At 34.8% G+C, this 13,653-nt stretch carries 11 protein-coding genes; 5 read left to right on the plus strand and 6 right to left on the minus strand.

All coding sequences use genetic code 11. The annotated features are described in order from the left end of the window. The first annotated feature begins 217 nt into the window (after positions 1-217). The 4 genes from B3C18_RS15695 to B3C18_RS15710 all read left to right on the plus strand — a co-directional run bounded on the left by B3C18_RS15695 (position 218) and on the right by B3C18_RS15710 (position 5,357). Entirely contained in the window at positions 218-1,348 is a 1,131-nt protein-coding gene (locus B3C18_RS15695) for a T9SS type A sorting domain-containing protein (protein WP_291148490.1), read from the plus strand. 10 nt (positions 1,349-1,358) lie between these two features. Continuing rightward, on the plus strand, positions 1,359-3,161 hold the full coding sequence (locus B3C18_RS15700; protein ID WP_291148493.1) for a glycoside hydrolase family 2 protein: 1,803 nt from the start codon (positions 1,359-1,361) through the stop codon (positions 3,159-3,161). 102 nt (positions 3,162-3,263) lie between these two features. Next, positions 3,264-3,827: a DUF2911 domain-containing protein gene (locus B3C18_RS15705; RefSeq protein WP_291148495.1), complete on the plus strand. Its 564-nt coding sequence runs from the start codon at positions 3,264-3,266 to the stop codon at positions 3,825-3,827. A 126-nt stretch (positions 3,828-3,953) separates the two neighbouring features. Beyond that, complete coding sequence (locus B3C18_RS15710; RefSeq protein ID WP_291148496.1) at positions 3,954-5,357, plus strand: serine hydrolase domain-containing protein; 1,404 nt, start codon at positions 3,954-3,956, stop codon at positions 5,355-5,357. Positions 5,358-5,436: 79 nt separating this feature from the next. Here B3C18_RS15710 and B3C18_RS15715 read toward each other — a convergent pair whose 3' ends face one another. Genes B3C18_RS15715 through B3C18_RS15725 form a run of 3 tightly spaced genes read right to left on the minus strand, consistent with a single transcriptional unit; the run spans position 5,437 to position 9,253 of the window. Next, a complete protein-coding gene (locus B3C18_RS15715) occupies positions 5,437-7,629 on the minus strand; it encodes a xanthine dehydrogenase family protein molybdopterin-binding subunit (RefSeq protein WP_291148498.1) in 2,193 nt (730 codons plus the stop codon). A gap of 8 nt (positions 7,630-7,637) precedes the next feature. After that, positions 7,638-8,618 (minus strand): FAD binding domain-containing protein, encoded by a 981-nt coding sequence (locus B3C18_RS15720; protein ID WP_291148500.1) that lies wholly within the window; start codon positions 8,616-8,618, stop codon positions 7,638-7,640. Beyond that, entirely contained in the window at positions 8,615-9,253 is a 639-nt protein-coding gene (locus B3C18_RS15725) for a 2Fe-2S iron-sulfur cluster-binding protein (protein WP_180856682.1), read from the minus strand. Before B3C18_RS15725 ends, B3C18_RS15720 begins: the two co-directional genes overlap by 4 nt. A gap of 553 nt (positions 9,254-9,806) precedes the next feature. Here B3C18_RS15725 and B3C18_RS15730 point away from each other — a divergent pair. Next, positions 9,807-10,955: a cysteine desulfurase family protein gene (locus B3C18_RS15730; protein ID WP_291148503.1), complete on the plus strand. Its 1,149-nt coding sequence runs from the start codon at positions 9,807-9,809 to the stop codon at positions 10,953-10,955. Positions 10,956-11,217: 262 nt separating this feature from the next. Here B3C18_RS15730 and B3C18_RS15735 read toward each other — a convergent pair whose 3' ends face one another. From B3C18_RS15735 to B3C18_RS15745, 3 genes are all read right to left on the minus strand, one after another. Next, positions 11,218-11,820 (minus strand): nucleotidyltransferase family protein, encoded by a 603-nt coding sequence (locus B3C18_RS15735; RefSeq protein WP_291148505.1) that lies wholly within the window; start codon positions 11,818-11,820, stop codon positions 11,218-11,220. Continuing rightward, a complete protein-coding gene (locus B3C18_RS15740; RefSeq protein WP_291148507.1) occupies positions 11,798-12,934 on the minus strand; it encodes an XdhC family protein in 1,137 nt (378 codons plus the stop codon). Before B3C18_RS15740 ends, B3C18_RS15735 begins: the two co-directional genes overlap by 23 nt. Before the next feature lie 130 nt (positions 12,935-13,064). Next, positions 13,065-13,550 (minus strand): copper resistance protein NlpE, encoded by a 486-nt coding sequence (locus B3C18_RS15745; protein ID WP_291148510.1) that lies wholly within the window; start codon positions 13,548-13,550, stop codon positions 13,065-13,067. Positions 13,551-13,653: the final 103 nt, after the last annotated feature.

The raw sequence follows: 13,653 nt of genomic DNA on the forward strand, positions 1-13,653 counted from the left end.
TCTGCCACAGATTAAAAGGATTAAAAAGATTTTGTTTAACGCAGATTTTGCAGACTGAGCAGATTTTTTAGATATAGTTTTGTCATTTCGAGGAACGAGAAATCGCACGCGGGAATCGATAAAGATTGGCGGCATTCTGTACGGAGTTTCGAGTGCGATTTCTCCTTTCAGTCGAAATGACAAAATGAATTAAAAACATCAATTAAACTAAAAACTTATGAAAAATACCTCTTTTTATAGTATCGTTTTAGTATTGACAAGTTTTGCTGGCAATGCACAAATAGTAACATTAAATGCCGATGGTCCTGACGGAATTGGCACTTATGAACTAATTACAAACGCATTAGCTCCAGGAACGGCAAACGGGGCTATTGAAGCTCCAGATGCAATTCATCCCGGTTTTGGCCGTCATATTTCCGAGGTTTTTGATACGGAACTGAACAAAAATGTTTTTGAGTTTTATTCTCATGTGAGTAATACACCTCCGGATAATGAACCTGTAGCGGGAAAAACGGACAGACAGCGTGTTGAGATTAAATCATACAACCCTTCTCCAGATAACTTAAAAGGAATTATTGGCGAAACAGTACAGTATAAATGGCGCTTTAAAGTGCCGGCAGGATTTAAACCTACTACAAGTTTTACACACATACATCAGGTAAAAGCGGTAGATGGCGACGATGATGATCCTCTTTTTACTTTGACGCTGAGAAAATTATCTAATGGAGGAACGCGATTGGAATTAATTTATGATAAAGATGCTGCTGCGTCAACCATAAAATACCAAAATCTAAACATGTCTTTGTTTGAAGGCATTTGGGTCGAAGCTGTAGAAACCATAAAAGTCGGATTGCAGGGAACCTTTTCCATCATAATAAAAAAAGTAAGTGACGGAACTGTTTTAATGGATTACAGTAATGCTAATATCCAAACTATTCGTCCTGCTTATACATCGGCAGCTGGTGTTACCTATGCAGCAAATTCTTTTATTCGACCTAAATGGGGAATTTATCGCAGTCTTGCTGACATTGCGAATATGAGAGACGAAGCTATGCGTTTTTCTGATTTTAGTATAGAAGAATTGACTACTTTATCTTCAAAAGAGCATGTGGCAGAAAATGCGTCTGTACAATTTCCGAATCCTGTTGGAGATAAACTACAGCTGTCAGAAGTTATCTTAAATCAATATACAGGATTAAGAATTTACGACAGCAGCGGAAAACAAGTTATTACCCACGATAACCTATCTGAAAATGTTAATGTATCGTCTTTAAAATCGGGGCTTTATATTATCAAATTCAAAAAAGAGAATACCTTTTCGAAAGGTATAAAAATGATTAAAAAATAAATATTGCAAAATGAAAAAACTAATTACCCTTTTACTGCTGACTTCAGCCTTTATTGGACAATCACAAGGTTTAATTTCAAACGTTCCAAACCGAAATACAACCTCTTTAAACGGCGTTTGGAATTATATTGTTGATCCGTATCAAACAGGCTTTTACAGTTTTCACCTTGATCAATATGACAAACAGGAAAAACCGGCAAAAGGTGCATTTTTCAGTAATTATCATGCACAAAACAAACAGGAATTAGTAGAATATGATTTTGATAAATCGCCAACAATAAATATTCCGGGCGATTGGAATTCGCAGGTTACGGAACTAAAATATTACGAAGGAAATGTTTGGTTCAAAAAATCTTTCGATTACAATTTGGCTGCTAACAAACGTCTTTTCGTTTATTTGGGAGCCATCAATTACAAAGCCGATGTTTATTTAAACGGAAAAAAACTGGGAACTCACGAAGGCGGTTTCACTCCGTTTAATTATGAAATTACTGCGATTGTACAACCAAAAGACAATTATTTGGTTATTAAAGTAGATAATACGCGTCATAAAGAAGACGTTCCAACAGTTAATACGGATTGGTGGAATTATGGCGGAATTACACGCGATGTGACTTTAATTGAAGAAGAATCTGCATTTATTGAAGATTACACGATTCAATTGAAAAAGAATAATGCCAATGTTATTTCTGGTTTTATCAAAATCAATAATTTAAATCCGGCACAAAATCAGGCTTCGATTTCTATTCCGGAATTAAAGATTAACTACAAAGGAAAAATTGGTGCTGACGGAATTTTAACTTTTGAAATCCCTGCTAAAAAGATTTCATATTGGTCACCGGAAAATCCAAAATTATACGATGTTACAATCGATTTTAACGGAAAAAAATTAAATGATAAAATTGGTTTTAGAACTATTGAAACACAAGAAGATAAAATTTTATTGAATGGAAAACAGGTCTTTTTAAGAGGAATTTCGATTCACGAAGAAAATGCAAAAGGCGGACGTGCGAATTCTCAGGAAGATGCTTTACGTTTATTAAACTGGGCAAAAGAATTAGGCTGTAATTATGTTCGTTTAGCGCATTATCCGCATAACGAAAACATTATTAGAGAGGCTGATAAAATGGGATTAATGGTTTGGGAAGAAATTCCGGTTTACTGGACAGTTGAATTCACCAATAAAAATACGTATCAAAATGCACAGGATCAATTAACCGCTGCCATTACAAGAGATAAAAACAGAGCGAGTATTGTAATTTGGTCTATGGCAAATGAAACTCCGATTTCTGACGCCAGAAATACTTTTATCACGAATTTAGTAACGCATACCAAATCTCTGGATAATACAAGATTAATCAGTGCGGCTTTATTAACGCGTAACGGAAAAATTGACGATGAAATTGGTAAATCGCTTGATATTATTGCTTTTAACCAATATTTAGGCTGGTACGGCGGTAACTTAGAAAATGCTGAAAAAACATTCTGGACTACGCCATACAACAAACCAGTTTTTGTTTCGGAATTTGGAGGAGATGCAAAAGCAGGCTTTCACGGAGATAAAACCGAACGCTGGACAGAAGAATATCAGGAATATTTATACATTCAGAATTTGAAAATGATTGAAAAAATCCCTCATTTAAGCGGATTAAGTCCGTGGATTTTGGTTGATTTTAGATCTCCAAAACGATTACTTCCGGGTATTCAGGACGGTTACAATCGTAAAGGTTTAATTTCAAATGACGGTGAAAAGAAGAAGGCTTTTTACATTATGCAGAATTGGTACGATAAAAAGAAAAAAGAAGAAAAGTAAATTAAGAACCATTACCAATTCATTAACAAAAAACAAACTGTATTTATATGATTTTTCTTCATTATTAACTTACTTTGTAGTTATTCTAAAAATTGTAACCTTATGAAAAAATTTTATTTAATGGCAGTTACTTTATTTGCTGCCTTTACAGTTCAAGCTCAAGATGTAGTAAAATTTGCTCCGCTTGATGCAAGTCCGGTTGATATTTCTTATTTCCCAAACAAAGCTGTTAAATTCAAAAAAACAGACAATCCTAGTCCGCTTGTAAAAGTTATCTACGCAAGACCTTCTGTAAAAGGAAGAACTATTTTTGGAGATATCGTTAAGTTTGGAGAAGTTTGGAGAGTTGGTGCGAATGAAAATACAGAAATCAAATTTTACAAAGCAGTAACAATTGGCGGAAAAAATATTCCAGCAGGAACTTACAGTTTATTTGCAATTCCTGAAAAAGATAAATGGACTATCATTATCAATAAAGAAATTGATTTATGGGGTGCTTATGCTTATGATGAAAGTAAGGATGTTGTAAGAGTTTCTGTTCCTGTAAAACCAGTAAATGAAGTAATCGAAGCTTTATCAATTGCTTTTACATCCCAGGGTTCTGTAGCTAATTTGGTTATTGGATGGGATAAAACAACTGCTGAATTGCCTATTACGGTTAAGTAATTGTTTACGATTATAAACTATATACAAAGAGACACTAATTTAAATTAAGTGTCTCTTTTTTTTGCTTTTATAAGAGTCAATTATACCATAACTAACTATTAATTAACTAACCATAAACCAAAAAGAATGAAAAAAACCACTTTACTTTTATTTTTTTTATTATCCGTTTTCTACGGCTATTCTCAGCAAAAATTTAAAATTACATACGAACAATTAAAAGAGTATGAAGGTATTTATGAATATGAAAATAATACCACACTGCAAATTGCCGCATCCCCAAAAGATACTATTTTATATGCCGTCATCAATGAAAGTAAGTATTCATTAAGACCTCAGGAGAAAGACATTTTCCTGAATATGTCAAAAGAAAAAGTAACCTTTATCAGAAATAATACTGCTTCGATTACGGGTTATACTTCTGATGGAAAAACCTTCAAATTAATTAGTAAAAAAGTCGTTTTCCCGAAAGAAATGTGGTATCCAAGACTTAATACTTCTAAAGATTATAAATATGTATATCAGCAGCCTAAAAAAGATCTTGATGGTTTAGTAACCGGAAATATTGATCAGTCTGGTCTGGACAAAGCATTATTAAACGAAATGATGCAAAAAATTGTTAACGGAACTTATCCTAACGTTCACAGCGTTTTGATTATTAAAGATGGAAAACTGGTTTTTGAAGAATACTTTTATGAGTACAACAAAACCAAACTTCATGAAATTCGTTCGGCTACCAAAAGCTTTGTCTCGGCACTTACAGGAATTGCTATAGATAAGGGATTTATTAAAAGTAAAAATGAAACGGTACTTTCTTATTTTCCTGATTATACGTTTAAAAACCTTACTTCTGATAAAAGGCAGATTACGATTGAAAATCTTTTAACCAATCAAAGCGGACTTGATTGTGATGTGAGCAATCCAAAATCAGTTGGGAATGAAACTACCATGAATTATTCTGATGACTGGATACAATTTACCTTAGATCTTCCGATGATAGATGTACCGGGCGGCAATGGAATGTATTGTTCGGGAAATCCTATAACATTGGGTAAAATTATTGAAAGAGCAACAAAAATGCCTTTACCTGAATTTGCGAAACAGACTCTTTTTAAAGATTTAGGTATTAAAAATTTTAAATGGAATTTTAAACCCGATGCATCAAGTGCCGAAACTTTCTGTCAGGTTTATTTGAATTCAAGAGATATGGCAAAATTAGGAATGCTATATCTTAATAAAGGGGTTTGGAACGGGAAACAAGTAATCTCTAAAGACTGGGTTCAGGAATCATTAACAAAACATTCTGTTGTGCAAGGTGTGAATTATGGTTATTTATGGTGGTTAAAATACCTGAATGTTGATGGTGTTCGATATGATGGAAAAGCTGCCCAAGGTAACGGCGGCCAGAAAATTTATATTTGGGAAGATCAAAATATGATAACCGTTATTACTGGCGGAAATTATAACTCACAATCACCAAGCGATGAATTGATTCAAAAGTATATCCTGCCATCTTTCAATAAGAAAAAGTAAGGAATGATTAGTTATTAATGGTTAATTGTAAATGGTAAATTACCAACTAAAATTTACAATTAACCATTAATACTAATAATTAAGCAATTATTTTATCCAGCGTAATTGGTAAATCTCTAACACGTTTTCCAGTTGCGTTAAAAACAGCATTTGCAATTGCAGGTGCCATTCCAACCAAAGCCGTTTCTCCAAGACCTTTCGTTCCCATTGGATTACTGATTGGATCTTTTTTATTAACGAAGAAAACTTCCTGTTTTTCAATATCGGCATTTACGGGAACATGATAATCGGCAAAATTATTGTTGATTGGACGACCGAAACGATGATCGATTTCCAATGCTTCCATTAATCCCATTCCGATACCTCCTACTGCACCTCCATACATTTGTCCAGCCGATGTTTTTTGGTTGATAACCGTTCCAATATCAGCACAAGAAACAACATGCGCCAATCGTATTTTACCCAAATTCGGATTCACTAATACTTTTACAAAGTGAACTGAAAATGAATAAATCGAATATTTCTTAGCTTCATCCGTTCCTTTTGATTGATTTTCAACTTCTAATCCATCTAATTTATTTGCACTAAGCAAAGAAGTTAAAGCAACTGATTTCGCGTTATCTTTTGTTGAAGAAACGATTCCATTTGCAAAAGTCAAATCAGTAATTGGAGTTCCTTTTAAAGCTGGGTTTTCAGTCGCTAATCCCAACACTTTACTTACCAATAAATTACAGGCATCATGAACCGCAGAACCAACAGATGAAGTCGTTGCCGATCCTCCTTGCGTTGGACCTTTTGGCAGTCCGCTTTTTCCCATTTCAATGATTACATTCTCTGCAGGTAAACCTGTTATTTCAGCACCAATTGCCGTCATCATGGTTGCCGTTCCCGGTCCCATATCATTGACGCTGCACTGAAGCACTAAATTTCCATCGGGTAAAAATTTTGCTTTTACCGAAGTTGGGCTTCTATAACAACCGAAAGTTCCGGTTCCCATTCCGTAACCTACAAGCCACTCGCCTTCTTTTACAGAACCCGGTTCATTTTTACGGTTTTTCCAGCCAATGCGTTCCATTCCGCCTTCGTAACATTCTAAAAGATATTTACTGCTCCAAGGTTTATTTTGTTCCAAATCTTTCTCAGCATAATTAAGCTTTCGAAATTCAATTGGATCTAAGTTTAATTTATAAGCCAGTTCGTCCATTGCACATTCTAATGCAAAAGAGCCTGTTGCCTCGCCCGGTCCTCGCATCCAGATTGGCGTACAAGTGTCTAACGGAACAATTCTATAACGTGTTGAAACATTTTCACAATCATAAATAAATCGGGACATGTTTACAGTTCCTTCCATGAAATCTTCATAACTGGAAGTCATCGCAACAGCTTCATGAGTTAAACCAGTTAGTTTTCCTGCTTTTGTTGCGCCTAAACCCATTTTCTGAATGGTATAAGGTCTGAAACCAACATTCGTAAACATTTGCTCGCGGTGCAAAACTAATTTTACAGGGCGATTTAATTTCTTTGCCCCAATTAATGCAGCGATTTCATATGGCCAGGTATGTAATCCCATTCCAAATGCGCCTCCAAGATATTCAGAGTGTACTTCTACATCTTCTGCAGGTACATCAAAAACTCCGGCAACACTTCGACGTGTACCTTCAACACCTTGACTTTTAGTATATAAAATTGGTTTGTTTCCGTCCCATTTTGCGATAATATTCGCCAGTTCCATCGGGTTATGAACTTCAGTTGGAATTGTATAATCAGCTTCTAAAATTACTTCTGCATTTTTATAACCGTCATGAACTCCTCTGTGGTAATCATTCCCTTTATCTGTTTCAACTTTTTTCTCTTTATCTGCCGCTTTTTGAAGTTCGGTTGAATGTTCTTCTTTTAAATAATCGGCCTTAATTAAACTCGCTGCATATTGCATACGCTCAAAAGTATCAGCAATTACCAACGCAATTGGCTGATCATAATACAAAACCGAATCATCTTTGAAAATCTGCAGCGGCTGTCCAAAATTATGTTTGTCTTTTGCTTTTTGATATCCGGCAGGTTTGTCTACGTTTAAATGCGTAATGACAGCCAGAACTCCCGGCGCCCATTCTGCTTTTTTAGTATCGATAGTTTTGATTCTTCCCTTTGCAATTGTACTTCCAACCAAACAGGCATACACTACTCCGGGCGTTATATATTCGGCAGAATAAGTTGCTGATCCCGTTACTTTAGCAAATCCGTCAACTCTATTAATATTACTTGTCTTGCTCATAATTCTAATTATTTTGATGCTGCTATTGTAAGTGCTTCTGTTATTGCGTTTGGACCAAGCGTTAATTTAAAGTCATTGCCGCCGTATGCTTTCGCACCTTTCATTGACAAATCTGCCGCTTTTCTAAATATCTCTTCCGAAACTGTTTTTCCTTTCAGGAATTCTTCAGCTTCAGTTAATCTCCAGGGTTTATGTGCTACACCGCCCATCGCCAGTCGAACATCATTTATTACATTATTTTTTAAATCTAAAGCCGCAGCAACAGAAACTAATGCAAAAGCATAACTGGTTCTGTCACGAACTTTTAAATAATGTACATTTTTGGTGAAATTATTATCCGGAATTTCAACCGAAGTTATCAATTCTTTATTTTCTAAAGTATTGTCTTTCTCAGGAGTATTTCCCGGCAGACGATGAAAATCTGTAAATTTTATTTGTCGTTTTCCTTTTGGTCCTTCAACTAAAACAGTTGCATCTAATGCTGCTAATGCGACACACATATCACTTGGATGAACAGCAATACAACTGTCTGAAGCTCCAAAAATAGCGTGCATTCTGTTAGAACCTCCAATGGCACCGCATCCACTTTTTGGAGTTCTTTTATTGCATGGCATATCGGTATTGTAGAAATATGAACAACGTGTTTTTTGCAGCATATTACCACCAATCGTTGCCATGTGCCTAATTTGCTGAGATGCTCCGGCCGCTAATGCCAAAGCTAACAAAGGATGTTTTTCTTTTATTGATGCATCTTCGGCGACTTGGCTGTTTTTAGCCAATGCTCCTATTGAAACTTTTCCTGTTAGAAATTCTATTTTCTTTAAATCTAATCCTGTAATGTCAACCAGTTTGTCTGGAGCTACCACATTCTTTTTCATTAAATCTACCAAATTTGTTCCGCCGGCAATAAACATAGCTTCTTTTTCTTTGCTGATGTTCGATACTGCTGAACTCGAAGATAACGCTTTAATTATTTGAAAATTTTTCATAATTCCTTCCCTCCTTCCTTCACTTCTGTTATCGCATCAACAATATTATGATAAGCACCGCATCTACAGATGTTTCCGCTCATATATTCTCTAATTTCTTCGCGGCTGTTGGCATGACCTTCTTTGATACACGCAATTCCCGACATTATTTGTCCCGGCGTGCAATAACCGCATTGAAAGCCGTCATGCTTGATAAAAGCTTCCTGCATTGGGTGCAGTTTTTTTCCTTTTGAAAGTCCTTCAATTGTCGTAACCTGAGCGTTTTGCTGCATGGTTGCCAAAGTTAAACAGGACAAAATTCGTGTTCCGTTTACGTGAACTGTACACGCGCCGCATTGTCCGTGGTCACAGCCTTTTTTTGTTCCGGTCAGCAATAATTGTTCTCTTAATAAATCAAGTAAAGTAGTTCTTGGCTCGATATTAAGATTGTGTTTTTTGCCATTTACTTCGATAGAAAGCGGTACTGTTTCTAAATACTCCGCTATTTTTTCATCCCACTTATTCTCTGAAGCCATAACCAGCGAAGGCGGCGCCAGAGCAAGGGCGGTAAAAAGTCCTGATTTTTTTATAAAGTCACGACGGGAATTTGAATCATTCTCTGTTACTTTATCTGGATTTGTTTTTTTAGAAGCCATTCCATCTCTCTTTTAAATTAGCAAAAACTCTTGGGTATTCTAACAAATTTAACAATCTTAATCCACAAAAAGTTACGAAATTCAAACATTAGGCTTATTTAGAATAATTACAATTTCTGTGTGGGTTTTAACGCAAAGAACGCTAAGGTTTTTTATCTCACATTGTGGTAAATGAAGGCAAAGTTCGTAAAGCTGGAATTGATATTCTGTGGGTGTTTTTTTAACGCAAAGCGCGCAAAGGTTTTTTTTTATCTCACTTTATGTTAAGCGAAGGCAAAAGTTCGCAAAGCTGGATTTCGGTGTGTTTTTCTTTTAACGCAAAGCACGCTAAGATTTTTTATCTCACTTTATGTTAAGCGAAGGCAAAGTTCGCAAAGCTGGGATTAATAAAGCTTTGCGAACTTTGCAATTATCTAGATAATTAACTTAAAAAAACCTTTGCGCTCTTTGCGATAAAAACCTTTGCGCACTTTGCGTTAAAAAAAAACAGACACAGAAACAGATTTATTATTTACATTGAAAATTGTATTTTTACAAGATTAAGCTTTTAATTATGCCGCATCAACAAAATATTTACCTCGATAATAATGCCACAACTCGTGTTGATGAACGCGTTTTAAAAGCTATGCTTCCTTATTTTACTGATTTTTATGCCAATTCTACAAGTCAGCATATTGCAGGATTATCGGTAAACGAAGCTGTTGAAAATGCTGCATGGCAAACCGCTGATTTGATTAATGCCGATGTTGATGAAATTGTTTTTACATCGGGTGCTACAGAAGCGATAAATCTGGCTATAAAAGGTCTGGCTGATCAGGATCGAAAACATATTGTAACTGTTGCTACAGAACACAAAGCGATTCTAGAAACTTGTCGTTTTATGGAAAGTATTGGGTTTGAAGTCAGCTACTTACCTGTTAATCGTGAGGGGGTTTTAGATCTTAATCTTTTAAATGAAATTACTACAGATAAAACACTGGTTTTCATAGGAATGCTTTCTAATAATGAAACGGGTGTCATACAAAATGTCAGCGAAATTTCTGCGATTCTTAAAAGTAAAAATGTACTTTTTTTGTGTGATGCAACTCAGGCAGTCGGAAGAATTCATATTGATGTAAAAACTCTTGGAATTGATATTTTGACATTGTCTGCACATAAATTTTATGGTCCAAAAGGTGTTGGTGCTTTGTATATTTCGGCGAAAGCCAAACTAAAATTACTCCCTCAGATTACAGGCGGCGGTCAGCAGCGAAAATTACGCAGCGGAACCCTCAATGTACCTGGAATTATTGGTTTAGGTAAAGCTGCAGAAATTGCTGTAAATGAATTAGAAACAGATAAAAACAGGATAGAAATATTACGTAATGAACTAGAAAAGGGTTTATTGCATTTTGAAGGTTCTTTTGTAAATGGGAATATTCATAACCGAGTTTATAATACTTCGAATATTTGTTTTCCGGGTGTCAATTCGGAAAAACTTATTATGGCCTTGGGGAATATTTCGGTTTCGAATGGGGCTTCTTGTTCGGCTGTTACATCTGAGCCTTCGCATGTTTTAAAAGCAATGGGATTATCTGATGAAGAGGCTTTAAGTTCTATCAGGTTTAGTTTGGGAAGATTTACTAATTCGGAAGAAATTGATATTGCTGTTGAGAGGGTTTTAAACTTGGCTCGACAATTGGTTTTGCCACTAAGGCACTAAGACATAAAGTTTTTTTGTTTGCTTTGAGAAATAATCTCGCAAAGTCGCAGAGACGCAAAGTTTTTTATTAGTTGCCTCCAGTTTTAACTGGAGGAGGAAATAGATTAAGGTTTAAAAGGCTTTAGCCAAACTTGGGTTAGTTTGGCTAAAGCCTTTTCTATTCTTGCTTAGAACCTCCAGCTAAAGCTGGAGGCAATTTAAATTAAATCTTAAAAACTTTGCGGCTACGCGACTTTGCGAGATTAAAACATATAGTAAACTACTAAGAAATTAACTTGTTATAATCTTCCTCTGTATCAATATCGATATTCCCTTTTTCAAAAGGAACTGAAACCGTATCTTCTGAATATTTTTTAATGATTTTCTTTGCTCCTTCCTGCCCACTCAATTCAAGCAATTCATTGAAATATTTTTTATGGAATAAAACCGGAGTTCCTAAGGTTTCAGAATAAGCCGAAGCAATAATTCCTTTTTCGGTTTTATAATATTCGAAAATTAAATTTTCAAAAATTAAATTGGTGACAAAAGGCTGATCGCAAACAGCAAAAATACATTCTTCGCAGTCGGGATTTAGCAACAATAATTCATTTAATCCTTTTACAATTGAAGATGACATTCCGTTTTCCCATTCGGGATTAAAACAAATATTTATTTCTGTTGTATTAAGTTCTTTTTCAACTTCATTATGATTGGCACCCGTTACTACTATTACAAATGAATTGGGCACTTTTAGAGCTTCAGAAATCGTGTTTTTTAAAAGTGTTGAGTTTTTATATTCTAATAATTGTTTTGGTCTTCCTAATCTTGAGGAATTACCTGCAGCTAAAATTATAATAGCGGTTTTATTTTGAAATTGATCTTTCATAATGAATTTCGTCATGAATTTTACCTGCTTTATATTTTAAAGAAGTTCCAGTTTTTCCAGCCGAAAAAGCTTTAATTTCAGATACAATCGAAAGCGCAATTTCTTCGGATGTTTCTGCTCCAATATCTAATCCAACCGGACTGTAAATACGTTCTAATTGTTCTTCGCTTACATTAATTCCTTCATTTTGAAGATCATCCATCATTCGGTTTAATTTTGTTTTTGGACCAAGAATTCCAATGTATTGACAGTCTGTTTTTAAAAGTAATTTTAAAACTGCCAGATCGTATTTGTAATTGTGCGTCATCAAAACAAAATACGTTTGATTATCAATGGTGATATTTTCCAGAAATTCTTCTGGTTTTACTGCATTTACTTTGTCTGCTTTAGGGAAACGTTTTTCTATTGCATGTGTCGCGCGTCCGTCGCCAACCGTAATTTTCCAACCTAAAATGGATGCTATTTTAACCAAAGGCTGAACATCGTTTCCCGCTCCGGCAATTACAAGTGAAATTGGCGGATTTATATATTCGATTAAAGCTTCGTTTTCGTTTTCAGTTTGAAGTTTTTTTACAATTGATGCCTTGGTTTTCAAAACTTCATTTACATCTGAAATTAAATTTAGAACCTCATCATTATGGGACAAAATTTGATTTTCCTTTCTGTAAAAAAGTATCGTTCCTTGTTGAATGGCATTTCTTTTTAAAGAAAAAAAAGTCACAACAACGGCTTCTTTTCTTTCTAATTCTAACTGCTGTAAAAGTTGTATGGGATTTTTTGATGCTTCTTCATCAATATATTCAAACAGAATATGAACAATTCCGTTGCAGCCAAGCTGTAAACCTACTTCAATATCGTCTTCATTATTCGTATTATAAGTAATAAGTTTATTTTGTTTTTGATGAATGGACAGCAATGCTTTTCGTAATGCATCACCTTCAAGGCAGCCGCCGCTTATGGCGCCTGTTAGTTCTCCATCTTCTGTAACAAGCATGCGTGCTCCGGGCTGGCGATACGATGATCCTTCAACTTTAACGACTGTTGCCAGAGCTGTTTTTTTCCCTGCCGATTTTGCTTCTGTGTATGCTTTAAGAATTTCGCTGATTTCTTTCATAAAAATAAATGTCCATCAACAGAAATTGGTATTGATGTTCTTTCATCCTCTAAAAATAAAAAATATTATAAACTTAAAGGCAGTAAAGCGATTTAAGTTTATAATATTCTGAATTAAAAATCGGCTTGATTTATTTTTTTAGATCTAAAGAATAGTTCAATTTTGATTTTATTATTTTTCGCTCGCGATCCAGCATATAGATTTTTTTGGTGTCTGAACTTAAATAACCATAATACGATTGCTTTTCGACAGGTTTATCCCAATTCAAAACGAAAATGGTTCCATCGGGATCGTTTTCTAAACCTCGTTCTGTATTAAAGTTTCCTTTTTCAACAAACTCTTTTTCAGGCGATTTTCCTTTGTAAATACTTGATAGTTCAAATTTTTGTCCTTCCATTGTTCCGTTTCCCTGATAAATTTTAAGAACGGTTTGAATGCCGCTGCAATCTGCACAAGGCAGTACTCCTTCATAAACCAAAACATTTTCGACTGTACTTTTTTCAACTTTTACAGCTGTTGAATCTGTTGCTGCAGTATTTGTTTTTTCTTCATTTTTCTTGCTGTTACAAGACAAAAATTGAACTGCAGTGATTAGCAAAATCAATACATTTTTCATATTGTGTAATTTTAATATTATTTCAAATTTACAGAATTTTATTACACTTAAATGCTAATTTATTAGATTTTAAAATCTCCAGATTATGCTTAACAAATTGTAA

Origin of the sequence: Flavobacterium sp. UBA7680 (assembly GCF_002482975.1) — a bacterium.
In the GTDB taxonomy this organism is placed as follows: Bacteria; Bacteroidota; Bacteroidia; order Flavobacteriales; family Flavobacteriaceae; genus Flavobacterium.